The 26,084-nt window shown below is 32.9% G+C and carries 22 protein-coding genes and 1 other RNA gene; 13 read left to right on the top strand and 10 right to left on the bottom strand.

The window, feature by feature from the left end; genetic code table 11:
- Entirely contained in the window at nucleotides 1-2,196 is a 2,196-nt protein-coding gene (locus LXH21_RS10840) for a response regulator (RefSeq protein WP_239865641.1), read from the top strand.
- Nucleotides 2,197-2,266: 70 nt separating this feature from the next.
- On the opposite strand, the gene LXH21_RS10835 is transcribed toward LXH21_RS10840, so the two are convergent.
- Both LXH21_RS10835 and LXH21_RS10830 read right to left on the bottom strand, forming a co-directional pair.
- Entirely contained in the window at nucleotides 2,267-3,526 is a 1,260-nt protein-coding gene (locus tag LXH21_RS10835) for a DEAD/DEAH box helicase (RefSeq protein WP_239865640.1), read from the bottom strand.
- A gap of 87 nt (nucleotides 3,527-3,613) precedes the next feature.
- Nucleotides 3,614-4,642, bottom strand: a complete 1,029-nt coding sequence (locus LXH21_RS10830) for a formimidoylglutamase (protein WP_239865639.1) — start codon at nucleotides 4,640-4,642, stop codon at nucleotides 3,614-3,616.
- A gap of 117 nt (nucleotides 4,643-4,759) precedes the next feature.
- Here LXH21_RS10830 and LXH21_RS10825 point away from each other — a divergent pair, with 117 nt between their 5' ends.
- Nucleotides 4,760-5,662: a hypothetical protein gene (locus tag LXH21_RS10825; RefSeq protein ID WP_239865637.1), complete on the top strand. Its 903-nt coding sequence runs from the start codon at nucleotides 4,760-4,762 to the stop codon at nucleotides 5,660-5,662.
- A gap of 327 nt (nucleotides 5,663-5,989) precedes the next feature.
- On the opposite strand, the gene LXH21_RS10820 is transcribed toward LXH21_RS10825, so the two are convergent.
- Nucleotides 5,990-7,039: a glutaminyl-peptide cyclotransferase gene (locus tag LXH21_RS10820; RefSeq protein WP_239865635.1), complete on the bottom strand. Its 1,050-nt coding sequence runs from the start codon at nucleotides 7,037-7,039 to the stop codon at nucleotides 5,990-5,992.
- 88 nt (nucleotides 7,040-7,127) lie between these two features.
- Here LXH21_RS10820 and ffs point away from each other — a divergent pair.
- From ffs to fsa, 3 genes are all read left to right on the top strand, one after another.
- Nucleotides 7,128-7,225, top strand: an RNA gene (gene ffs / locus LXH21_RS10815) — signal recognition particle sRNA small type.
- A gap of 107 nt (nucleotides 7,226-7,332) precedes the next feature.
- Entirely contained in the window at nucleotides 7,333-8,136 is an 804-nt protein-coding gene (locus LXH21_RS10810) for an SDR family oxidoreductase (protein WP_239865634.1), read from the top strand.
- Nucleotides 8,137-8,266: 130 nt separating this feature from the next.
- A complete protein-coding gene (fsa, locus tag LXH21_RS10805; protein ID WP_239865632.1) occupies nucleotides 8,267-8,923 on the top strand; it encodes a fructose-6-phosphate aldolase in 657 nt (218 codons plus the stop codon).
- A 61-nt stretch (nucleotides 8,924-8,984) separates the two neighbouring features.
- On the opposite strand, the gene LXH21_RS10800 is transcribed toward fsa, so the two are convergent.
- From LXH21_RS10800 to LXH21_RS10770, 7 genes are all read right to left on the bottom strand, one after another.
- A complete protein-coding gene (locus tag LXH21_RS10800) occupies nucleotides 8,985-9,917 on the bottom strand; it encodes a transglutaminase (protein ID WP_239865630.1) in 933 nt (310 codons plus the stop codon).
- Nucleotides 9,918-10,163: 246 nt separating this feature from the next.
- Nucleotides 10,164-10,700 carry a GNAT family N-acetyltransferase gene (locus LXH21_RS10795; RefSeq protein WP_239865628.1) on the bottom strand — a complete coding sequence of 179 codons (537 nt, stop codon included), beginning with the start codon at nucleotides 10,698-10,700 and terminating at the stop codon, nucleotides 10,164-10,166.
- The gene (locus tag LXH21_RS10790) at nucleotides 10,700-11,077 is read right to left on the bottom strand and encodes a VOC family protein (RefSeq protein ID WP_239865626.1); all 378 of its coding nucleotides are present in this window, start codon (nucleotides 11,075-11,077) and stop codon (nucleotides 10,700-10,702) included. The genes LXH21_RS10795 and LXH21_RS10790 overlap by 1 nt, the downstream gene beginning before the upstream one ends.
- A gap of 107 nt (nucleotides 11,078-11,184) precedes the next feature.
- The gene (locus tag LXH21_RS10785; RefSeq protein ID WP_239865625.1) at nucleotides 11,185-12,045 is read right to left on the bottom strand and encodes a nucleoside phosphorylase; all 861 of its coding nucleotides are present in this window, start codon (nucleotides 12,043-12,045) and stop codon (nucleotides 11,185-11,187) included.
- Between the two features lie 16 nt (nucleotides 12,046-12,061).
- Complete coding sequence (locus tag LXH21_RS10780) at nucleotides 12,062-12,394, bottom strand: translation initiation factor (RefSeq protein ID WP_239865623.1); 333 nt, start codon at nucleotides 12,392-12,394, stop codon at nucleotides 12,062-12,064.
- Between the two features lie 287 nt (nucleotides 12,395-12,681).
- The gene (locus LXH21_RS10775; protein ID WP_239865621.1) at nucleotides 12,682-13,632 is read right to left on the bottom strand and encodes an isopenicillin N synthase family dioxygenase; all 951 of its coding nucleotides are present in this window, start codon (nucleotides 13,630-13,632) and stop codon (nucleotides 12,682-12,684) included.
- A gap of 24 nt (nucleotides 13,633-13,656) precedes the next feature.
- A complete protein-coding gene (locus tag LXH21_RS10770) occupies nucleotides 13,657-15,201 on the bottom strand; it encodes a hypothetical protein (protein ID WP_239865619.1) in 1,545 nt (514 codons plus the stop codon).
- A 154-nt stretch (nucleotides 15,202-15,355) separates the two neighbouring features.
- Here LXH21_RS10770 and LXH21_RS10765 point away from each other — a divergent pair, with 154 nt between their 5' ends.
- The 8 genes from LXH21_RS10765 to LXH21_RS10730 all read left to right on the top strand — a co-directional run bounded on the left by LXH21_RS10765 (nucleotide 15,356) and on the right by LXH21_RS10730 (nucleotide 25,705).
- Entirely contained in the window at nucleotides 15,356-16,531 is a 1,176-nt protein-coding gene (locus LXH21_RS10765; RefSeq protein WP_239865617.1) for a 2-isopropylmalate synthase, read from the top strand.
- 11 nt (nucleotides 16,532-16,542) lie between these two features.
- The gene (leuB, locus tag LXH21_RS10760) at nucleotides 16,543-17,661 is read left to right on the top strand and encodes a 3-isopropylmalate dehydrogenase (protein ID WP_239865615.1); all 1,119 of its coding nucleotides are present in this window, start codon (nucleotides 16,543-16,545) and stop codon (nucleotides 17,659-17,661) included.
- Between the two features lie 38 nt (nucleotides 17,662-17,699).
- Nucleotides 17,700-19,376: a dihydroxy-acid dehydratase gene (gene ilvD, locus LXH21_RS10755; protein WP_239865613.1), complete on the top strand. Its 1,677-nt coding sequence runs from the start codon at nucleotides 17,700-17,702 to the stop codon at nucleotides 19,374-19,376.
- Nucleotides 19,377-19,542: 166 nt separating this feature from the next.
- On the top strand, nucleotides 19,543-21,231 hold the full coding sequence (gene ilvB, locus LXH21_RS10750) for a biosynthetic-type acetolactate synthase large subunit (protein WP_239865611.1): 1,689 nt from the start codon (nucleotides 19,543-19,545) through the stop codon (nucleotides 21,229-21,231).
- Between the two features lie 78 nt (nucleotides 21,232-21,309).
- Entirely contained in the window at nucleotides 21,310-21,843 is a 534-nt protein-coding gene (gene ilvN / locus LXH21_RS10745) for an acetolactate synthase small subunit (protein WP_239865609.1), read from the top strand.
- A gap of 3 nt (nucleotides 21,844-21,846) precedes the next feature.
- The gene (ilvC, locus tag LXH21_RS10740; RefSeq protein ID WP_239865607.1) at nucleotides 21,847-23,319 is read left to right on the top strand and encodes a ketol-acid reductoisomerase; all 1,473 of its coding nucleotides are present in this window, start codon (nucleotides 21,847-21,849) and stop codon (nucleotides 23,317-23,319) included.
- Between the two features lie 465 nt (nucleotides 23,320-23,784).
- Nucleotides 23,785-24,693, top strand: coding sequence for a hypothetical protein (locus tag LXH21_RS10735; RefSeq protein ID WP_239865606.1), 909 nt, complete (start codon nucleotides 23,785-23,787; stop codon nucleotides 24,691-24,693).
- A gap of 73 nt (nucleotides 24,694-24,766) precedes the next feature.
- Entirely contained in the window at nucleotides 24,767-25,705 is a 939-nt protein-coding gene (locus LXH21_RS10730) for a hypothetical protein (protein ID WP_239865604.1), read from the top strand.
- The last annotated feature ends 379 nt before the right edge of the window (nucleotides 25,706-26,084 follow it).

Here is a 26,084-nt window from a genome sequence, read left to right as displayed (position 1 = left end):
ATGTTAAAAATTTATATTGCAATTAATATCCTCATTTCATTCTTTAATCCTGATGTAAATGACGACACTATAAATAAAATACCACCAAAAAAAGAAATAGTAAAGTTGACTAAGGAAGCAATTGATTTGCTTCATGAGTCTAATTTTGAAAAATCGTTTGCCGCTTCTCGCTTAGCACTAAATTACTCTATAGCTAGTAAAAATGATAATTTAGCTGCAAAATCGTATAATATTATCGGTGCCAATTATGAAAAAATGTCTGAGTATGATCTTGCTATACTTAACTACAATAAAGGAATAGTTTATGCTGAAAAGGCAAAAAATGATACAATCAAGAATTATATTTATAATAACTTAGGCAACATATACTGGTTTAATAAGAAAGATACTGAGAAAGGTATTTCATTTTTAAAAGATGCTTTACATTTTGTTGAGACCAATAAAGATTCTACAAAAATTGTTTTGATAAAGCTCAATATCACTTGGGCTTATTTTGCAGTAGGTTCTTATAGTCAAGGTATAGACCATTTAAAATTCTTAAATAAGTACAACAATAAATTTGGTGGAGACTCTAATGCTGTCATTATAAATATGCTTAACGGTATGTATGCGGGGTCATTGGGCAAGAAGTCCGAATCGAAAGCTTTTTTTGAAAAAGGGATAGAGATAGGTAAGCGAACAGATAATATAGAAGATTTATCATATTTGTATCAGCAATATTCCAAATACTTATACAGTAAGAACGATTATAAAAATGCATATCAATATTTAGTTTTATACAGTACACTTACAAAGCAGTTAGAAGATTCAGAAAATCTAAAAAGAGCCAAAAGTGTTGGGATTAATTTTGAAGTTGACGAATACAAGAGAAAAATAGACTCAATTACTGCCTTGAATTTTTTGCAACTAGAAAGCTTAAAAAAGTCTAAAATAATTGTTCTGCTATTTGTTATCGTACTTGTGATTTTATTGTTGCAAATGTTCACGCTCTACAAGAACTTTCTTTTTAAGAAAAAGAGCAATCAAGATCTAATGGAAAGTAATGCTGAATTGGTTGAAGCCAAAGAAATGGCGGACGAATCTTCACGCTTAAAAACACAGTTCGTTTCTACGATTACACACGAATTGAGAACTCCATTATATGGTATAGTTGGTATCACCAATATGTTACTGGATGAGCATAAAGAATTAGAGAACAGCACGCATCTCAATTCATTAAAATTTTCAGCTAGGTATTTACTGTCTCTGATAAATGACGTATTACAAATAAATAAATTTGAGGAGAACAAAATTGTATTGGAAGATTCAATATTTAATATTGCTGATGAAATCGATCTAATAATAAATTCACTATTATTTATTGCCAAAAATAACAATAACAAAGTGACTACAGAATTAGACCCTGAAATTCCTGAACTACTTCTTGGTGACAAACTAAGGTTTTCTCAAATATTGATAAACTTGCTAAGTAACGCTTTAAAGTTCACGCGGAATGGTACTGTGGTGATAAGCGCTAAAATGGTTAGAATTGAAGGGCAGACCTATTTCATTGAATTTCAAATAAAAGATAATGGGATCGGTATTGCGCAAGAGGATCAGATTAAAATATTTGATAAGTTTACGCAAGTAGGTAGAAAAAACTTAGACTATCAAGGAACTGGTTTAGGACTTTCTATAGTTAAAAAATTATTAGAATTGTTTGATAGTACAATTGTAATTGAAAGTGAACTTGGTGTGGGTACTACTTTTGCTTTTACAATAGGTTTCGATTATGATAAAGAAAAGATAGAAAACATTATTAATGATGCAGAATTTGATTCATCTAAAGGTAATGCGTTGTCAGTCTTAGTGGTAGATGATAATGCAATAAACCGCATGGTTACCAAGAAGATTATTGAAAAACTAAACTATAAATGTGTAGTATTAGAATCAGGTAAAGAAGCTATTGAACTTCTCACAACAGATAAATTTGATGTGATTTTAATGGACATCAATATGCCAGAAATGAACGGATTCGAGACTACTAAGATTATTAGGAGTATGGGAATAATGACTCCAATAATTGCCCTGACCGCTTTTAGCAAAGATGAAGTCGTAGAAGAATCAAAGCTGGTAGGTATGAATGATATCATTGTAAAACCATTTGAATCGCCTGAACTTTATAAGATGATCAATATAATTATTGCCAACGAATAATTTTATAACATTCGATTAAGAGCAAAAAAAAACATCTCGACCAATATTTAGGTAGAGATGTTTATTTTTATTAATACCAACGTTTCTTATTTTGTTTCGAAGCTGTTGATTTTCTAGATTTATGCCCTTCTTTTCCTCGATTGGAATTTTTAGGTTTTGTAGATCCTCCAGGTGCCGTTTCAGGATTTCCAGAATGCCATGGGTAGGGGTGATCACTTACCGTTTTTACATCAACTTTAATTAGTTTTTGAATGTCTTTCCAGTAGCCATGTTCATCCTTACTACAGAAAGAAATAGCGATACCTCCATTTCCTGCTCTACCAGTACGACCTATTCGGTGCACATAAGTTTCTGGAATATTAGGTAAGTCAAAGTTTATTACGACTGGTAATTGGTCAATGTCAATACCACGTGCTGCGATATCTGTAGCGACAAGCACACCAACTTCTTTGTTTTTAAATGCCTCTAATACTCTTTGTCTTGCATTTTGAGATTTATCACCGTGAATTGCTTCGGCTGGAATATTATTTTTGCGCAATGCTTTTACAACATTATCAGCACCGTGCTTTGTTCTAGAGAAAACCAATACATCAGTAAGATTTTCATTTTTTATCAATTGGTATAAAAGATTTCTCTTTTCACCCTTTTCAACAAAATAAACACGTTGTTCGACATTTTCAGCTGTAGAGGAAACTGGTGATACAGTTACTGTTTCTGGATTTGTCAAAAACATTTCAGCCAGTTCTCTAATGGCCATTGGCATTGTAGCAGAGAAAAATAATGTTTGACGATTGTTTGGTGTTAATTTGACAATCTTCTTGACATCGTTTACAAATCCCATATCAAGCATTTGATCTGCTTCATCTAATACTAATGTGTGTAAATGATCCAGATCAATAAAACCTTGTTTGTGCAAATCCAGTAATCTTCCTGGAGTTGCGATAAGAATATCAATACCATTTTTTAAAGCATCTACTTGTGGATTTTGAGATACACCTCCAAAAATAGTTAATTGCGTTAGGTTGGTATATTTTGCATAAGTGTCAAAACTTTGTCCAATTTGAACTGCTAACTCCCTAGTAGGAGTCACGACAAGAGCTCTTATTTGTTTTGCTTTTTTACTAGATCCTACTATACGGTGTAATTGATGTATAATAGGTATGGCAAAAGCAGCTGTTTTTCCTGTACCTGTTTGTGCACAACCAATTAAATCATTTCCAGCTAATACAAGCGGAATTGATTTTTCTTGAATAGGAGTAGGGTTAAGGTAGCCTAGTTCATATACGGCTTTTTGAATACTTTTTGAAAGTGATAATTCTTCGAATAACATATTTTTGATATTAAATATCTCGTAATAGTTAAGGAGATACTGCCACAAAGATAGTATTATTTATCCAATCACTATAAGTAGGCAATTTTACTGATGCGCTTTTACAAAGTCAGTAACTAAGTAGCCGATTAAGTTTCCAATTAAATGGTTGTTTTTTTCTTCTCCCAAATCGGGCGCTCCTTCACATATATGTAAATATGCTGCATTTTTATGTTTACCAAAAAAGGTGACAAATTGACGAACTTCCTCTATTGAGAACCCACTTAATGTCATTGCACTACTCGGAATGTTAGGAATAGCATCGAGATCAATTTCGATTCCATAATAATCACTCTTGATAAATTCATGCGCGCTTACAATTTCTTGATGAAATTGTTTTTCGTTTCTAATTTTTATACTGTCATATGTGCTATAGCGTACTCTTTCATCTGTTTTTTTAATAATATCCAAAACACTCTTAGACGTATAGTTTTCATGGAGTCCGAAAACAAAATATTTTTTCAAAAATCCTTCTTCATACGCATATGAAAAGCCATTTCCACTGTGACGTCCTTCAAGAATTCTAAAATCAGAATGTGCATCAAAATTGATTGCATTTATAGGTTTACCTTTTGCTAATGCTGCACCTTTTATATTTCCGTATGAATTGTTGTGTCCGCCACCTATAACAATAGGTACTTTTCCTGCTTTGATTATATTAAAGATAATGTGAGATACTTCTTTGTCAATCTTCTCCACTAGCTTGCTTAACTGCAAACGCTCAGCCATTATTTTATAGTCCAAATTCTTGGCTTCAAGCATTTCCTCGCGCACATCGACTTCGCCCAAGATAATAAATTGGCTTCCTTTACAAAATCGGTTGTGCTGAATGTTAGCAATACTTTTTATAGCTGATTTCCATGCTGAATTAGCACCGGGTCTTCCATAATTCGCTTGAATACCAACATCTTCTGGAATTCCTAATAGAACATATTTCGCCTCAGTAGTACTCATAAAATCAAAAGGATCGGCATTGGGAGGGATGGTGATCATCTTCTCGCCAAACTTTATTTCTCCACTTCTATGATTGGTAATTTTTCCTAGATCCTTAATTGTAAAAGGCAAAAGCTTTTCCATAAAAAAAAAATTTTGATTCAAAAATAATATAATTGTAACAACTTACGTTATAACTTGAATATATATTCATTAAATTTGAAAAAACAAAATTAATAAAAAAGTAATAATATTAAAAAAATGGAAAATCAACAGAATAATTCAAGTCTAAAGGCAGTGATTGCTGTATTAGCAATTTTATTAGTGGGAAGTTTAGTTTATATTTTCAAGGTGTCTTCAGATGTTGAAAATGTACAAACTGAATTAACGACTACAGTTACTGAAAAAGAAACAGTAATGAAAGACTTACAAGATTTGAAATCTACATATGATGCTGCCATAGCAGAAAATACTTCTATGTCTGAAGAGTTAATTAAAGAGAGAGACAAAGTAGTAAGCTTAATGTCAGATTTAAGTAAATCTAAAGGTGATGTTGCTTCACTTGCAAAATATAAAAAACAATTCATTACACTTCAATCAAACATGAAGTCATTAATGGCCGAAAATGAAGGATTGAAAATGGCAAATACTAAATTAACAGTACAGCGTGATAGTACAACTGTAGTATTAGCAGCTTCTCAACGTACTAATGAAACTTTGTTAAGTCAAAATGATGATCTAGCGAAAGTTGTAGAGAAAGGAACAAAATTATCTATCGTTAATCTTAAAACGTCTGCTTACATTGTAAGAAACCCAGGTTTATTAAGAAGTTCTGAAAAACAAATCGAAACAGATAAAGCTAGTAGAGCAGATATGTTGAAAATTAGTTTTACAATCGCAGAAAATCAAATTGCTAAGTCTGGTGATAAAACCTATTACGTACAAATTATTGATGCAAAAAGCAATGTATTAGGTGATAAAAAGACTCAGAATTTTGGAGATAAAACACTTTCATACAGTTTTGCTACAACAATCAAATATGAGAACAAAACAGTACAAGTATCTGAAAACTTACCTGGAAAAGATTTCGTAAAAGGATCTTACTTTGTAAATATTTTTGATAAAGATGTATTAGTTTCAAAATCAAGTTTTGATTTAAAATAATAGCTATTATTTATTAAGTATAAAAAAAAGGAGCAATTTGCTCCTTTTTTTTATGCCTAAATTGTAAATTATTGATTTAAGTTTAGGTCTTCAATAATTTACCATTCGATCTAATACATGCTATGCTCTCAGTTTTATATGTTTGGTTACAATAGCAATTATAATAACAGCTTTTAATCTCCTGCTATCGTTATTAACTTGTTCTATTTAATACTAAGCCCACCAAATATAAATGCTTTTATCGCAATTAATTAAAGTAGTCTTGTTGAATATATCCCATACTATTTACAAATAATATTTTTATGCTACGGGTAAATCTGTATTCAATTACTCAGACACAGTTATTTCAAAAAGCTTATCCCAATTTTTACCAGTTACAAAAATGGTCTTTGTCTTTGGATTGTATGCAATACCATTCAATACGTCGTCTGTTGTAACATTTAATGATTTTCGCAAACCAGATAAATCCAATATTCCTTCTACAGATCCGCTTTCAGGATTTACCACTGCAATTGCATCTTTTTGGAAAACGTTGACATAAAATTTATCGTCTATCCATTCCAATTCATTTATAGCTTTGATTTTCGACGTACCAGAATACACATTGATGTAACTTACCTGTTTTTGATTTTCAGGGTTCGTGGTCCAAATTTTCTCTGTACCGTCAGATTGGTAAATATTTTTACCATCATTAGTCATTCCCCAACCTTCGATATCTTTATCAAAAGTAAATGTTTTCTCAAGCTTCATCGTATTGGCATTGTAAATGAAGCCTGTTTTTTCTTGCCAAGTTATTTGGTAGATTTTATCATTCAGGATAGTTGTTCCTTCTCCAAAATACTGAGCTTCTAGATCTACTTGTTTGTAGACTTTTCCTGTCTTATAATCGTATTTACGTAAAAATGATTTTCCTTTTAAACCAGTACTCTCATATAAGGTATCTTTATAAAATTCCAATCCTTCTGTAAATGCCTCTGCATCGTGTGGGTAGGTATTAATTACTTTATATTTTAGAAGTTTTGGAGTAACATTCGAAACTAATTCAACTCTTGCAGTGGCTTCCGAATTTTCTCCATCAAAATAAACAACAGCTTTAAGATTTTGATAACCCAATTTTTGTTTCGAAAATTCAAATGGTAATTTGCTATTCCCTGCACTACTTCCTGCTTTGACATCATTTACAAAGTAGACGATACTGTCAATTTCTTTGGACGTTGGATTTAAAATACTAAGATTTATCTTGTCTTGAGGCAGATATTGAGCCGAATATTGACTAGAATCGAAAGTAAATATAGAATTTCTACCTTTTTTTGTATCACCACAACTGGAAATTGCCAGTCCTAATAAAATGATAGATAGTAAGTTATGTTTTTTCATTGTTTAAAGTATTAGTTTGACTAATATACAATGTTATTTTTAGAGCACAAAGGCCTTGGAAAAATATAAAAAGATTGTATATTTGCACCGGCAAGTCCTACACGACCAGCTCCTGCAGACTCCCCCAGGATGGGAACATAGCAAGGGTACGTGGTTGAGCGGTGCGATGTAGGTCGCTTGCCATTTTTTATTAATCTGAATTTATTTCAGATTTTTTTTTAAATAATAGATAGATGTAGTCTTCCTTAGGGAAGATTTTTTTATTTTTGGACGTTTTGTAAAAGTAAGATATAATGAGTAAAGTGGTTTTAATTACGGGTGGTTCATCGGGTATCGGGAAATCGATTGGTGAATTCTTGGTTCAAAAAGGTTTTACAGTCTATGGAACAAGTAGAAATCCAGACCGTATTACTAATTCTGCTTTTCCGTTAATTGCTTTAGACGTTCGAAATTCAGAAACTATAAAGACTGCCGTTGCTCAGGTAATTGCACTTTCAGGGAAAATTGATGTCGTTGTTAATAATGCTGGAGTCGGAATTACAGGACCTCTAGAAGAAACACCAATTGAGGAAATCAAAAATAATTTTGACATCAATCTATTTGGCCCAATAGAAGTCATGAAAGCAATATTGCCACAAATGCGAATTCAAAAATCGGGTTTGATAATTAATATTACTTCAATAGCGGGCTACTCTGGACTGCCTTATCGATCGATCTACTCTGCATCAAAAGGAGCTTTAGAATTAATTACTGAGGCATTAAGGATGGAAGTTAAGTCTTTTGGTATCGAAATTACTAATGTAGCACCAGGCGATTTTGCTACAAATATTGCATCGGGTCGTTTTCATTCTCCAGTAATTAAAGGGTCACCTTATGAGAGCGTTTACGAGACAATGTTGAAAACTATGGACGAGCATGTTGATGGCGGGAGCAATCCGGTAGAAATGGCTCAAGCTATTTTTGATATCATTCAAAATCCAAAACCAAAGATTCATTATAAAGTCGGTGCATTTATGCAAAAATTTTCAATAGTGCTCAAGCGCATTTTGCCTGATAAAGTATATGAAAAAATTTTAATGAACCATTATAAGTTGTAAATTTGAGCGGACTTTGCAGTAAGCACATCTTCCAATGTAGTTAAATTGAGAACGACAACTTTAAATACATTGTTCTCCTCACATTTAAGGGGCAATCACAAAGATTATAAAACCAAATAAATATAGTATTATGAAATTTTTTATTGACACGGCTAATTTAGCTCAGATTAAAGAAGCACAAGCTTTAGGTGTTTTAGACGGAGTAACTACAAATCCATCATTGATGGCTAAAGAAGGAATTACGGGTAAAGACAGTATCTTAAAGCATTATGTTGATATCTGTAATCTTGTAGAAGGTGACGTTAGTGCCGAAGTAAATGCTTTGGATTATGATGGAATGGTAAGAGAAGGTGAAGAATTAGCTGATTTACATGAGCAAATTGTTGTTAAATTACCTATGACAAAAGAAGGTGTAATGGCTGCGAAATATTTTTCTGATAAAGGAATTAAAACGAATGTAACTCTTGTTTTCTCTGCAGGACAAGCATTATTGGCTGCAAAAGCAGGTGCTACTTATGTATCTCCTTTTATTGGTCGTTTGGATGATGTTTCTACTGATGGATTGAACTTAATTCAAGAAATTAGAGAAATTTATGACAACTATGGTTATGAAACTCAAATTTTAGCAGCATCAGTACGTCATACAATGCATATTGTAAACTGTGCCAAAATTGGTGCTGACGTTATGACTGGACCATTATCTGCAATTTATGGTTTGTTGAAACACCCATTGACAGATATTGGATTGGCTCAGTTTGTTGCTGATTTCGAAAAAGGAAATAAATAGTTTTTAAAAACTATTACCAATAGAAGAAAGTCTCATTTTAGAAATAAAATGGGACTTTTTTTTAGTTTAAAGTTAATGCTCCAAGAATTTCTTCAAACATAAACGGACCACCAGGATAGGAAGCTGTATAATCTAAGTTAAGCCAAATTTGGTTACGCTCGTCAATATGATAATGTAATTGTTTGCCTGCACTTTCCTTGACAAACAAAACATTTTTAATTAAAAAATTCACCGTTTCTAGGTCATTCATGCTTCCAATTAATATTTCTGGATAAATGTGACCTTTAGTATGTATTAGGCGCGGAGTACCTCCAATTGCTCTTACACAGGCAGCCATGAGAATAGAATGATCATCACAATCACCAGAAAAGTAATTTAGCGATTCACTTGCAGTCGCGATATAATCACCTGATTTAGGATCACTAACATAGTTCCAGCGTTTGTTGATCTCTTTAAAGACAGCAAAGCATTGAATAATGGTTCTGTATTCAGAATAACCACGAATATCTCTAAAATCCTTGGTAGTGGCCATTACGGCAAAATTACGCACTTTAGGATTTTTGTATTCTATTGCATTTAATATCAATGATTTGTTTGGGAATGGCAAAAGCTTAGATACGATGATGTCTTGTGGGAATGGATTGTCAGACATGGTATAGATCATGGAATCGTAATCTTCGTAAATACTTTCAAAACCATAATTACCAATGATCGTTCCGTAAAACAAAACCAAAATATAGGCAAATACACATATGATAATGATAGTTCGTAATAATCGTAGGACTAGCTGTATGACAAGTAACAATGTAATAAACAATAAAATCCTGTCCAGATTAAATGCCCAATTTAGTTCTATTAAATTTTCATGTGCGATGAGGAATAACGGAATAGCAATTAGAACATTAAGCACAAAAATAATAACATCGTCCCAAGGTTTTTTGACCTGCAGACTCTGCTTTATTTTAGTAAAAGTGATGTTCTTAAAATTTATCATAAATAACCTCCAAAAGTAAAAACAGGGATGATTCTACATTTTCCTCAAAAGTACCTATTTTATCAATGATTATAGACTGAAAAGGATGTTTTTGAAGATTGTTTAACAAATTCTAATCTAAATTTAAGTATCGGTAGGATATAAGGCTGATATTTCTTAGCTATTATCGAATTGTCTTTTAAATCTAGGTTTAATTTATTGCTTTAAATTTAATTCTCGTAGTCTAGTTAATGTATATGGTAAATCTTAATCCAATTTAAATTTTACATTTTCTATTTCATACCACATGCATGGGATTCCGTTCCAGACAAACTCATTTATAGGAACCATACCAATTTTTTCCAGAATACGTCGAGAACCTTTATTTTCAATATTTGCCGATGCATATAGCGTTCTAATATTCATTGTATTGAAACCGTAGTCTAACCAAGCTTTAGCCGATTCGTATCCATATCCTTGTTGCCAATAATCTTCTATTAAGCGATATCCTATTTCATAAAAATTATTATGATTATTTTCAGGTAAGGTGATAAATTTTATTCCGCACCAGCCGATAAATTGATTATTTTCTTTTAAAACGACTGCATAACGTCCTATCCCATTTTCAAGGTATTGTTTTTTAATGTTTTCAATATATTCCCTACTTTTTTCGATTGAAAATACTGGATTTTTACCTAAATATTCATGCACACGAGGGTTACTGTCAAGTACAAACATACCTTCTGCATCTAAATTATTTAATTCTCTTAATACCAATCTTTCGGTTTCAATAATGATACTCATTATACAGCTTTTATATTAGAGATTACAATTTTATAACCATCAGGATCTTCAATCACCTTACCATTCTGATTCCAGTACGGATTTTTTGCCGTTAAAAAAGCGATATTATTATTAGTAATAGTATCAATGATTGATTGATATTCAGTTAGGGTTTCAGGATAGAAAACAAGAAGGTCATCATCATTGTAATTAAATTCGGTAGTTTCTGTAGTTTTGGTAAATTCCAAATGCCAATCAAAGCTTGAATTGCCTAAGAACAAACCATCATAATAATCGTGGTTTTTAAAACCACCTAAAACTTCTAAGTTTAGAATGCTTGTGTAAAAAGCACTGATTTTTTCCAAATCATTTGTATGACGCGCTATTCTAAGTTTCATGATTTTGATTTATGAAAAACAAATTTGAGAAATTTAAGAAACTAATTTAAATGGTCCATTTTGGAAAATAATTTAAATTTCTTGGATATTTGTAAGCAGTTTACTGTTTAAAATCTGTCTAATGTATATTCGATTAGTTTTTCGATTGCTGCATTGGGATCTTCGCTAAAAGTACCACTGGCACGATTTGCAATAATAGCATTTAGAGAAAGTGCTTGATGTCCTAATAAGGCTGACAAACCATAAATGGCGGCAGTTTCCATTTCTAGATTAGTAATTTTGTTATTCTCGAAAGTGAAATTATCCATTTTATGATTTAATCCTTCGTCTTGAATTGCTAAACGAAGAATTCGACCTTGCGGCCCATAAAAACCTCCTGCCGTAGCTGTAATTCCTTTAAAGATAGTTGCATTTTCAAACTGTTTTTCCAGTTTTTCAGAACAGCTTACAGCATAAGGTCGGCCCTTAAGTTGATCCCAATTTGTGTGTTTTATAAAAGCATCTTCTACACTGCTATTAGTAACCTTGTTTGCTTCATAGGAGCGGAGCATGCTGTCAAGACCCAATCCCATCTTTGACATAACAAAACTATCTACCGGAATAGCCGCCTGCAAAGAGCCGGATGTTCCTATTCGAACAATATTTAGAGACGTCAATTTGTCTTTTATCGTTCGTGTTTTTAAGTCAATGTTCACCAAAGCGTCTAATTCGTTTATGACAATATCAATATTATCGGCTCCAATTCCTGTAGAAATTACGGTAATTCTTTTTCCGTTATAAGTACCTGTTTCTATTTTAAATTCTCTTTTTTGGGTCGAAAACTCTATAGAATCAAATAATTGTGTGATTTTTTCAACCCGGTCTGGGTCACCCACAAATATAATGTCATGAGCGATATTTTCGGGTTTTAGATTTAAGTGATAAACACTACCGTCAGGGTTTAATATTAATTCTGATGCTGCTATCATAGTTTTTTATTTTGAATTATCCACCAACACGTTTAACTTTAAAACCTTTTGCTTTGAGTAGTTCCATTATTTTATCACGGTAATCACCTTGTAAAATTAAAGAACCATTCTTAAAACTTCCGCCAACGCTTAGCTTGGTTTTTAATTCTTTGGCAAGAATTTTAAAATCTTCTTCGTCGCCTTCATATCCTTCGATAATAGTGGTTGGTTTTCCTTTTCTCTTTTCATATTTACAAATCATAGGTTCTTTTTGAACATATAATTCGTGTGGAGTATTGTCAATTTCTTCCGGTTCATTACTGACTACATGATCAGGAAAGAGATTTTTTAATTGGTCTTCTAGGTTCATTTTACATTTTTTTGGAAAAACAGATTTAAGAAATTATTCTAATTTAAGAAATCTGCTCATTATTTGTTATGCTTTTTGTAGTCTAGCCAAATTCATTAAAAACATCGCAATAAATACCAAATAATCATTTCGTAAATTATTGATGGGGCAAATTTTTAATCTCTACTGTTTGCAAATTGCTTTGTATGGCGTTTATTTAATTTGGAACAATGATTTGAGAATTTAGATGACTTTTTAGATATATCCTATTTCTCAAATCTGCGTTCCATAAATTTTGAATATCAAAACTATTTTTTAATCAATCCCAATTCAACCAAACGTTCGTACAGAAAATCTCCTGCCGTAATGTCTTCAAATTGTTTAGGATTCTCGTCGTCGATACAGTTTTCCAAGCAGTCTAGCTTCATATCGCTTACAGGATGCATGAAGAACGGAATAGAATATCTTGAAGTTCCCCACAATTCTCTTGGTGGATTTACTACCTGATGAATAGTCGATTTTAATTTATTATTGGTATGTCTCGACAACATATCACCTACATTAATCACCAATTCATCTGGTTGTGCGATTGCATCAATCCATTCTCCATTATGGTTTTGAACTTGCAATCCTTTACCTTGAGCACCCATCAATAATGTGATTAAATTGATGTCTCCATGTGCTGCAGCGCGTATCGCATTGTCGGGCTCAGATATGATAGGAGGGTAGTGAATCGGACGTAAAATAGAGTTTCCTTCTTCGGCATATTTGTCAAAATAAAATTCGTCTAATCCTAAACGCAATGCCAAGGCTCTTAAAACATAAATTCCAGTTTTTTCAAGCATTTGGTAAGCCTCTTTTCCTGCTACATTAAAGCGAGGAAGTTCAGTTACTTCAATATTTTTTGGATATTCAGACGCATATTTTGAATTCTCATCAACATATTGACCAAAATGCCAAAATTCTTTTAAATCTCCCTCTTTACGGCCTTTTGCATGCTCTTTTCCAAAGGAAATATAACCTCTCTGTCCACCGATTGTAAGGTCCTCGTATTTTTGTTTTGTTTCTAAGGGCAGGCTGAAAAAATTTCTGATTTCGGCATATAATTCTTCAACTAATTTCTGGTCCAAAAAATGACCTTTTAATGCTACGAAGCCAATATCTTCGAATGCAGCTCCAATTTCGTTTACAAATTTTTCTTTTCGCTTAGGATCATTCGATAAAAAATCTCCTAAATCAACGCTGGGAATGTTTTGCATAATTATATATTTTTAATTTAATTATTATCGGTTGTTTAATTTTGCTTTCTCTTTGATGATATCGCCAATTTTGCGATTTTCAATTTTACTTTCTAACCATGAAATAATGTCAAGGTATAAGAACGCTCTTTTTTCGTAAGGAATCTTTTCTAACTCTATAAATCTTTCTCTCATTTTTACAAATTCCTTTTTGATGTCAGAAGGATAGATGGAGTTCAGGTTTCGCATAAAGCGAATGATCTCTTTTTGAACTTCGTGCAAATCATTCATTTTCAATAAGAACTTATAAGTGTTTTTTATTTGAGTTTCAAGATGCAAATCTTTCCCTAACTCATAATGTACTATCAAATACAGTAATCTAGCAAAGCACATCAAATCCTCTCGCATGGTAAGGTTTTTATTGTTGATGATTTTCTCTAAATAATAGATACATTCTGTAAATTTATCTGAGCCAAAGTAGATACAAGCAAATTTGTAGTAGAACAACATTTCGTGATGTTCGTCTAAGTGATCGCTGTGTATTTTTATTTTATCGATTACAATCGGAATCAAATATTCACCTTCCTCAAATGAGCCTTCTAAGATATGATAATTTAGCTTATTATTATACAGATACAAAAAAGCTAGCGACGAAATATTATCATTTACAGGAAAGCGATGATCTTGAATTGTATTTTCTAGTTGATCTAAATATTTCTTAAATTTAGTTTGGTATTTCAACATGAAAACAGACTCCAAAAAATAATTATTTCCTTTTAAGAAAAAAACGGGATTCAGGTAAATCATATTTGGATTGTCGTAGAATAAAGTCACCCATTTATAGGCAAATTTATAACTAGCGACAAAATCTTGCACCAAAAAACTGCGCCATAAATTGGCATTGTAAAACCAATATTTCTCTCTGAAGCCAAACTTCTTCTCATCAAACTTTGCAATATGTTTTACAAAATAGTCATCAATATATTTGTACTCTTCATCATTCTTGACATAACCTGTTTTAAGCATTGTACCATATAGTTGTAGTGATAAATTTGATAATTTACTTGATATGGTATTGCGGTAATTCAGCTCTTTTGCTTGTACAACTAGTTCGTCTGCGCGTCCTTGTATACTGCGGGTGATGTATTGCGACTCTATTAACTTTTCAAATTCAACGATTTCAAAAGCAATGTACTTTTCGTCATTTTCTAATGCCTGAATTTTGGTTTTATCCAATATTTTTAAGCTCTGTTTGTACAATCCTTTGTTATATAGAATGGTAGCAAAATCAATTTGTTCGCGTAATTGGTAGCGAATATTTTGACTCGGTACATTCAGGCGTATGCTTACCAATATTTGCTTATACAAATAAGATTTAAGATTGGATAATTGCACTTTTTTTATGACACCACTTTTCAGAATTATTTTCTCATCATAAACCTCTGATTTGTCTAAGATGTTGAATAATTCAATGAATTTTGTATTCGTACTTGTCTCCAACCTGCTTGCAAATATTTTAAACTGTCTTTTTTCAGACTTTGAAAGCGATTTTATTAAAACAAATAAAAAATCTTTTTGATGGTTAGCCATTGTAAAATAAATGTACTTAAGTTGTTGTTATTCAGTTGTTTGAAGGGTGTTAAATCCCTTTATAAGTAGTATATTTCAATTATTTGATTTTTGTAATAAACTAATGAAATATATATTTGTTATCAAGTTGTGAAATTACATTAAATAAATTAAAATGAATAGAGAGAAAGTTCAAATTTTTGATACCACTTTAAGAGACGGAGAACAAGTCCCAGGATGTAAATTAGATACCAAACAGAAACTCGTTATAGCAGAACGATTGGATGGGATGGGGGTTGATGTCATCGAAGCTGGATTCCCTGTTTCTAGTCCTGGTGATTTTTTATCTGTTTCTGAGATTAGTAAAATTGTAAAAAATGCAACCGTATGTGGATTAACACGTGCAGTAAAAAATGATATAGATATTGCGGGTCAAGCTTTGCAGTATGCAAAAAGACCTCGTATTCATACAGGAATTGGGACATCTCAATCTCATATCATTCATAAATTAAATACAACACCAGAAGATATAATTGCTAGAGCTAAATTTGCTGTAGCTCACGCTAAGACCTATGTTGAAGATGTAGAATTCTATGCCGAAGACGCAGGAAGAACGGATAACGCTTTCTTGGCACGAGTCTGTGAGGAAGTCATTAAATCGGGTGCTACGGTATTAAACATTCCTGATACAACAGGATATTGCTTGCCCCATGAATACGGTGAAAAAATAAAGTACTTGAAAGAAAACGTAAAAGGAATTGAAAATGTTACGATTTCATGTCATTGTCACAATGATTTAGGAATGGCAACTGCAAACTCAATTGCTGGAGCAATGAACGGTGCTAGACAAATAGAATGTACTATCAATGGTATTGGTGAGCGTGCAGGAAATACAGCTCTTGAAGAAGTAGTGATGATTTTCAAACAACATCCTTATTTAAACCTTTATACTGATATTGATACAAAACAATTGAACGAAATGAGTCGTTTGGTATCAGACAGTATGGGAATGATGGTGCAGCCTAATAAAGCAATTGTTGGATCAAATGCATTTGCTCACAGTTCTGGAATTCACCAAGACGGTGTGATTAAGAACAGAGAAACATACGAAATCATGGATCCGCTAGAAGTGGGCGTAAATGAGTCTTCGATTATCTTAACAGCAAGAAGCGGAAGAGCAGCATTGGCTTACAGAGCTAAAAAAGTAGGTTACGAATTAACAAAGGTTCAATTAGACATTGTTTATGTTGAATTTTTGAAATACGCTGATATCAAGAAAGAAGTTATGGATGATGATATTCATCAAATCATAGAAGCTTCTAATTTGCAAGACGACTTAGTAAGAAATTAATACACCAAGCCATGAATTTAAAAATAGCAGTTCTTGCAGGAGACGGAATAGGTCCTGAAGTAGTTTTGCAGGCCATGAAAGCATTAAACGCTACAGCTTTAATGTTCAACCATGAGTTTATTTTTGAGGAAGCTCTCATTGGAGCTGCGGCTATAGATAAAACAGGAAAACCACTCCCAGATCAAACACTTAACTTGTGTCTTAATACAGATGCTGTTTTGTTTGGTGCAATTGGAGATTTAAAATACGATAATGATCCTGAGGCGAAAATTCGTCCAGAGCAAGGATTGTTTCAGTTAAGAGAAGGATTAGGTTTGTATGCCAACAGTAAGTCTATCAAACCTTACGAGGGCCTGTTGAGCAGTTCTCCTCTTAAAAAAGAAATTATAGAAGGAACTGATTTTTTGATTTACAGAGAGCTTTCTGGCGGAATATATTTCGACGAAAAAACTCTTAGTGAAGACGGAAAAGTTGCTACTGACTTATGTACTTATACTGAAAGTCAAATTCTAAGAATTGCACATTTGGCTTTTAAAGCAGCGCAAAAAAGAAATAAAATAGTAACCTTAATTGACAAGGCAAACGTTTTGGAGACTTCTAGATTGTGGAGAAAAGTAGTTACCGAGGTAAGCAAACAATATCCAGATGTAGAGCTGAATTATCTTTTTGTTGATAATGCAGCAAAACAGATCGTAGCAAAACCAAAACAGTTTGATGTTATTTTGATCGAAAACTTATTTGGAGATATATTGTCAGAAGTGGCGAGTATCATTACTGGATCGATAGGAATGTTGGCTTCTAGCTCGCTAGGAGAATCACATTCATTATTTGAACCTGTGCATGGAACTTACCATCAAGCGAAAGGAAAAAACACAGCCAACCCATTTGCTTCTATATTATCGGCAGCTTTAATGTTGGAACATTTTGGTTTGGATAAAGAGGCTAAAAAGATTCACGAAGCTGTTGAAAAAGCAATTGCATTAAAAGTCGTCACCTCTGACTTGAATCCAGAGTCAAAATTCGGAACGAATGAAGTGGGAGATTTTATTTCCAATTTCATTTTAAACAAGCAAGATTTATTATACTTCAACAATGATAATGTAAGTATAGGACAATCGACAATTTTATAAGAGACAAACAACACAATACAGATACAAACATATATATAATGGAATTAAATAAATACAGTAAGACAATAACGCAAGACGAAACACAACCCGCTTCACAAGCCATGTTGTACGCACTTGGTTTAACTGAAGAAGATTTAAAGAAAGCGCAAGTCGGAATTGTAAGTATGGGTTATGATGGAAATCCATGTAACATGCACTTAAACGATTTGGCAAAAGATATAAAAACAGGTGTCTGGAAAGAAGATTTAGTCGGATTGATTTTTAATACGATTGGTGTTAGTGATGGTATTTCAAACGGAAATGACGGAATGCGTTTTTCATTAGTTTCTCGTGACGTTATTGCTGATTCTATAGAAACAGTTATGGGAGCACAATGGTACGATGGTATGATTGCTGTACCAGGTTGTGATAAAAATATGCCAGGAGCTTTAATGGCGATGGGTAGAGTAAACCGTCCTTCTATTATGGTATATGGTGGATCTATTCACCCAGGTAGATGGAAAGGAGAAGATTTAAATATCGTTTCTGCTTTTGAAGCTTTGGGGAAAAAGATAAAGAATACAATTACACCAGAAGATTTCAAAGGTGTAATTCAAAATGCTTGCCCAGGTGCAGGTGCTTGTGGTGGTATGTACACTGCTAACACAATGTCATCAGCAATTGAGGCATTGGGTATGAGTTTGCCTTATAGTTCTTCTAATCCTGCATTAAGTCAAGAAAAGAAACAAGAGTGTATTGATGCTGGAAAAGCAATCAAAATTTTACTCGAAAAAGATATTAAGCCTAGAGATATCATGACACGTAAAGCATTTGAGAATGCGATTACTATGGTAGCTGTTTTAGGTGGTTCTACAAATGCTGTTATGCACCTAATTGCAATGGCACATGCTGTAGGTATCGAATTAACATTAAAAGATTTTCAAGACATAAGTGACAAAACACCATTATTGGCCGATTTAAAACCTAGTGGTAAATACTTGATGGAAGACTTACACAACGTAGGTGGAGTTCCTGGAGTAATGAAATATTTACTTAAAGTTGGTTTGCTACATGGGGATTGTTTGACTGTTACAGGGAAAACTATTGCCGAGAACTTAGCTTCAGTTGCTGATTTACAAGATGGTCAAGATGTTATTTTCGAAATTCAAAAAGCATTAAAATCGACTGGTAATATTCAGATTTTATATGGTAATATTGCATCAGAAGGTTGCGTTGCTAAAATTAGCGGTAAAGAAGGAGAATTTTTTGAAGGTACAGCTGTAGTTTTTGAAGGTGAAAAACAAGTAATCAAAGGAATTCAAGCAGGTGAAGTGAAGCCAGGAAACGTAGTAATTATTCGTTACTGCGGACCAAAAGGTGGACCAGGAATGTCAGAAATGTTGAAACCAACATCTGCTATAATGGGAGCTGGTTTGGGTAACACAGTTGCTTTGATTACTGACGGACGTTTCTCTGGAGGATCTCACGGCTTTGTAGTAGGTCACGTTACACCAGAAGCTTATGAAGGTGGAGGGATAGCGTTGATTGAAAATGGTGATGTGATTACTATTGATGCTGTAAAAAACACTATCGATGTGAAAATTTCTGATGAAGAATTTGCAAAGCGTAAAGCGGCATGGGTACAACCAGAATCACCAATCAAACAAGGAGTTTTACTTAAATATATGAGATCGGTTTCTAGTGCTTCTGAAGGATGCGTAACCGATAAATTTTAAGCCTAGGCTATTAGCATAAGCATTTGGCTTTTAGTTATACCTCAGAACCTAAAATGAAATAGTATATTAAAATATTAAAATAATAAGCTTAACGCTTAGCGCTAAAATTTGACAACCAAAATTGTCAGCCAAAAGCCAAAGCCAAAAGCCCAAAGCCCAAAATAATATGAGAATAAGCGGAGCAGAAGCCGTTATTAGGTGCTTACTAGAAGAAGGATCAGATTTGGTTTATGGTTATCCAGGTGGAGCCATCATGCCAGTTTACGACGAATTATATAAATTTCAAGATAAATTACACCATGTACTTGTTCGTCACGAGCAAGGAGCAGCACATGCTGCGCAAGGTTTTGCAAGAGCTACTGGTAAAGTAGGGGTTTGTATTGCAACTTCAGGACCTGGAGCTACCAATTTGGTGACAGGTATTGCAGATGCACAAATAGATTCTACACCTTTGGTTTGTATCACCGGTCAAGTGGGGAAACATTTGCTAGGATCAGATGCGTTTCAAGAAACAGACATCATTGGCATTTCGACTCCAGTTACAAAGTGGAATTACCAAATTACAGAAGCGCATGAGATTCCAGAGATTATGGCAAAAGCATTTTATATTGCTAGATCTGGACGTCCGGGACCTGTATTGATTGATATTACCAAAAATGCACAGTTTGATTTGTTAGATTTCAGTTATACAAAATGTACTGATATTCGTAGCTACCATCCAAAACCAATCTTGAATAAAGAAAAAGTGAAAGAAGCTGCTGCTATAATTAACAGTGCCAAAAAACCTTTGATCATTTTTGGTCAGGGAATTGTTTTAAGTGAAGCAGAAGCAGAATTAAAAGAATTAATCGAAAAAGCAGGTATTCCAGCTGCTTGGACTATTTTAGGTTTATCAGCTTTACCAACCGATCATGACTTTAATGTTGGTATGGTAGGAATGCACGGTAACTACGGACCGAATATGTTGACCAACGAATGCGATGTTTTAATTGCATTGGGTATGCGTTTTGATGACCGTGTTACAGGTGATCTTAAAACCTATGCTAAACAAGCCAAAGTACTTCATTTCGAAATTGACGCTGCAGAAGTAGATAAAAATGTAAAGACGGCAGTTGCTGTTTTAGCAGATTTAAAAGATGCTTTAACTGAGTTGTTACCTCAGATCGAAAAGAATTCTCATACAGAATGGCATAATGAATTCAAAAGGCATTATGATATTGAGTTAGAGGCAGTAATCAATGAGGAGTTAGCACCAACCAATGGAAAAGGAATTTCTATGGGGGAAACTATCGAAATGATCAACAAGCACTCTCACGCAGACGCAATCATGGTTTCGGATGTGGGACAACACCAAATGTTTACCTGTCGTTATTCAAAATTCAATCAAACCAAAAGTAATGTTACTTCAGGAGGATTGGGAACAATGGGATTTGCTTTACCAGCAGCTATTGGAGCGAAAATGGGAAGACCAGATCGCGAAGTAGTAGCGGTAATTGGTGATGGTGGTTTTCAAATGAACATTCAAGAATTAGGAACCATCAATCAAACTAAGGTTCCCGTTAAGATCGTAGTATTAAACAACGAATTTTTAGGAATGGTTCGCCAATGGCAAGAATTGTTTTTTGACAATAGATATGCATCAACAGTAATGGTAAATCCAAACTTTTGCGCGATAGCAGAAGGATATTATATCAAAGCTAGAAAAGTAACTAAAAGAGAAGAACTAGACGAAGCTGTGGCAGAAATGATGGCATCCAAAGAAGCTTACTTCCTAGAAGTTATGGTAGAAAAAGAAAATAACGTATTCCCAATGATACCAACAGGAGCTTCGGTTTCAGATATCAGATTATCATAAAATAGTTTAAAGTTTAAGCGTTGAATATCTGCACTTGCAATAAGCAACGCTTGAACACAAAACTTCAAACATTAAAAAATGGAAAATAAAACATTCACCATTTCAGTATATTCAGAGAACAACGTTGGGTTGTTAAACAGAATATCGGGCATATTTTTAAAGAGACACATCAATATATTAAGTTTAAACGTTTCTGAGTCAGAAATCGAAAACGTTTCTAGATTTATCATTGTAGTGGATACTACAGAAAAATGGGTCAAAAATATTGTGGGTCAAATCGAAAAACAAATCGAGGTGATTAAGGCATTTTATCATGAAGATGACGAAACGATTTTTCTTGAAAATGCTTTGTTCAAAATCGAATCAGGTTTGCTTTTTGACGAAAGACAAATTCAGAATATCATCAAAGAGAGCAATTCAGAGATTGTAACCGTTTCTCGCAAATTCTTCGTGATTTCAAAATCAGGTAGACGTTCAGAGATTACCGAATTACACGCAAAATTAAAACCTTTTGGAATCATGCAATTTGTTCGTTCAGGACGAATTTCAGTTTCAAAAGAACCAATGGAAATATCAACATTATTACAAGAATTAAATATAAACAAATATTAAAAAATGGCAAATTACTTCAATTCATTACCACTTAGATTACAGTTAGAACAATTAGGCGTTTGCGAATTCATGGATAAATCTGAATTTGTAGATGGAATCACTGCTTTAAAAGGGAAAAAAGTAGTTATTGTAGGTTGTGGAGCTCAAGGTTTAAACCAAGGTTTGAACATGAGAGATTCAGGATTAGATATCTCTTACGCATTACGTGCAGAGGCTATCGCTCAAAAAAGAGCTTCTTACATGAATGCAGCTGATAATGGTTTCACAGTTGGAACTTATGAAGATCTAATTCCTACTGCTGATTTAGTTTGTAACTTGACTCCAGACAAACAACACACAGCTGTTGTTACTGCAATCATGCCTTTGATGAAACAAGGAGCTACGTTAGCGTATTCTCACGGTTTCAACATTGTTGAAGAAGGAATGCAAATTCGTAAAGACTTAACAGTTATTATGTGTGCACCAAAATGTCCAGGTTCTGAGGTACGTGAAGAGTACAAAAGAGGATTTGGAGTACCTACATTAATCGCAGTTCACCCTGAGAACGATCCAAACGGAAACGGTTTGGCACAAGCAAAAGCATACGCTGTTGCAACAGGAGGAGATAGAGCAGGAGTATTGCGTTCTTCTTTCGTAGCCGAAGTAAAATCAGATTTAATGGGTGAGCAAACAATCCTTTGCGGATTATTGCAAACTGGTTCTATCTTATGTTTTGACAAAATGGTAGCAGAAGGCGTTGATGCTGGATATGCTTCAAAATTGATCCAATACGGATGGGAAACTATTACAGAAGGATTGAAATACGGTGGAATCACCAACATGATGGACAGATTGTCTAATCCAGCTAAAATTGCTGCATTCAAGGCATCTGAAGAATTAAAAGACATCATGCGTCCGTTGTTTCAAAAACACATGGATGATATCATTTCTGGAGAATTCTCTAGTACAATGATGGCAGATTGGAACAATGATGATAAAAACTTATTGGCTTGGAGAGCTGCAACAGGAGATACTAACTTCGAAAAAACTCCAGCTGGTGATGTTGAAATCTCTGAGCAAGAATACTACGATAACGGTACCTTAATGGTAGCAATGGTAAAAGCAGGTGTAGAATTAGCTTTTGAAGCGATGACTGAATCTGGAATCATCGAAGAGTCGGCTTACTACGAGTCATTACACGAAACACCACTTATTGCAAACACAATCGCAAGAAAGAAATTGTTCGAAATGAATCGTGTAATTTCTGACACTGCTGAATACGGATGTTATTTGTTTGATCACGCTGCTAAACCATTAATCGCTGAGTACGTGAAAAACGCACCATCAAACATGGTAGGTCGTGCATTCGGAAACACTTCTAACGGAGTTGACAACAAAGAATTGATCGAAGTAAACGCTATCATCAGAAACCACCCGGTTGAAGAAGTTGGAGCATGGTTGAGAGAGTCAATGACTGCAATGAAAAAAATCGTATAATTTTAGTTGTCAGGCAGAGCTTGTCGAAGCCATAGACTAAAATTAAATTCACGATTCATATCGTTGTCAGACTGTCCCGAAGCATCGGGAGTCGAAGTCCTACAACGATAATAAAACTAAAAAGCGGAGTATTTATTTACTTCGCTTTTTTTTTGTGCCTCTATTTTTTTTCAAGAGCAGAATGATTTCGTTACTTAATAGTGTTTGGTCCCGCTATTCGTTACAATCTCTAGTATTGGCTATCGCCATACAAGAGGATTTTTACTGCTATCGGGGCTAGTGAGAATATTCTTTATTTGCATTGATAATTTTCTTATATTCGAAAAATAAATAATAATATCTATCATACGTATCTACCCGATATTGGTGTGATATGACCTATTTTGTCTGATCTATACGCTAGTTGGCAGTAATTTTCCTCGGAATCAGAAATATAATTTAAATTCATAATCAAAATAACAGGAAATGTCAGATGATTTAAGAAGGGTTGTTTATTATTCAAATGATGATTTAGGCAGTGGAATAAATTTAAAAAATGCAGAAAAAATAATTCAATTATTTGATAAGAACAATTCCTTTGTGATCAATGATTTATTAGAACTGTATAATATTCAGTTATACTTTAAAAACAATCTTCGATTACCTACGTGGTCCGATGAAAAATTCCAAAAATATAAAAATATAGCAGATGAGTTTTGGGAATTAATAAAGAACTTTTTTTTAACAATCGACAACTCAAATTTCATTAAAATTTTTAAAGAAATAAATTTTCAGTATACTCATAATTTTTGGGAATTATTCAACAAATTAAGTCTATTTAAAAAAATTGATTCTAGTCTGATGTCTACTTTATTGACATCCAAAAAATATATATTCCAAGACGTTTTATGTAATCAAGAATTAGTAAATTACTATTCAAAAGTAATTTTAGAGCATTTTGAGAAAAATCCCGAAACTGCTGAAATAATTTTATCTCACTACGAGGAAATTTCATTAAGTAAGAAGAAAAAAATTTACATACCTAAAATTTTTTCATCTGCTAAAATTGAATTATTGATTAATCGATATATTTCACTTTCGGAACCGAACTTAAATTACATTAATCTCATTGTAAATTCTCAAAATTTAAAACTGGATTATAAAACTAAATTTAGAGCTTCTAAAAAAGAGCGTGAAATTACAAAATCATTTTTCGAGAAGAACAATGGTATATCTTATGGTGTTGAAATAGGAATTTCTGGAGAACAAATAGAACTTAAAAGATTAGAATACAATGAAGTACAAAATAGATTAACCTATACTTATAGCGAAAATCATCTCAATAACACAACAGATTTTTTTTCTATATTTAAAAATTTCACTCTGTTATTTTGAATATGTCAATTTTCAAGGCTGTATGAATTTAGTGCATCGCAATTGCGAATTGGATACGATGGATAGAATTTTTATGCGTTCAAAAGGAGAATTTTTAAAATATATAAAATTTACTCAAAAAGAACTTCTCTCTAATGGACAATTTGCTTTATATAAGTATTACTTAAAAAATAAAAATATTGACATTGAAGATACCATTTCTTTTGTCGTTTTAGAAATTCTACAAAAAGTCTATGGTATTGAACAATTAAAAATATCAATACCTTCAAAAGAAACAGAATTTTATGAAAAAGTGCGTATTCTAGCACCTGAATTAGAATTTCTATTAAAACAATACCATACATTTATTGAAGACGGTGAAATAGATTTTGAATTGTTACGATTTAACTCTTCTCCTATATATTTTAGCAAACTAAAAAGCAAAGTAGCGATTAAATATGTATATCCTAAAGGCGAGAATATTAATCGCATAAAATATGGTTTATATTCGACACACTCATTTTTAACTTATATTGACCCATTTAAAAAAAAATATAATTTTCTGTATGAACTGCTTTCAAATGAAAATGTCACCTATGACATATTTGAAGGGTTTCAAAAACGTGAAATTGATTATTTATTAGAGAAGAAAATCATTTTTTTTGACATCAATAACTTTATTAGAGTTGACAGAATTATGTCTCTTATTTTTAGTTCATTTTACTATGAAGAGGTTATAAGTTTTTGGCATTTCCCTTTAGAAATACAAAAAATTTTAATTGAGTTAGAAAAGCAGAATGAAGTGGAATTTGAAAATTCTTTGTTTACTCGAGAAGAAATACGCTATTTAAATTATAATTTAAATAAGAAAGAATTTTCTAATGGTTTAGATTTACGAAATAAATATATTCACGGTTCAAACTCTGAATCAAAAGATGTTCAAGAAAATGATTATAATGTAATTTTGAAAATTTTTATATTAATTCTTCTGAAAATTGAAGACGATATATTATTAAGTAAGAGAGAAAACTAAATAAAAAAAACTGCAGGTATTAACCGTTCCTATGTAATGCATCGTCCCCAGTTCGCGCGAGCGTCCCGCTCGTGCTTACAAATTATAAAAATAAATATTAATAATTTGTCTCGTCCTAAAAATAAGTCTACCCCAAACCTATACTAGCGTTCCGCTAATGTATAAAAGCAGAAACCTAATCTAAATTTTTATGCTATAAGTCATGTGATTGTAGCCTAAATCTACTATTTTTACTCTCAAGTTAGTTAAATTAATGTAGGGTGTAGGTTGTAAGACGTACAGACATTAGCAGTCTTATAAAAAAAATAAGGAGCATGTATGTAAAAAACGATTTTATAATAGAAGAATTTGTACATATTTAAAAAAAAGCTCGGAACTT

It is taken from the genome of Flavobacterium algicola, from assembly GCF_022399565.1.
GTDB lineage: Bacteria > Bacteroidota > Bacteroidia > Flavobacteriales > Flavobacteriaceae > Flavobacterium > Flavobacterium algicola.
The sequence above is the reverse complement of the archived record's forward strand: the minus strand, read 5'-3'. Positions and strand labels throughout refer to the sequence as shown.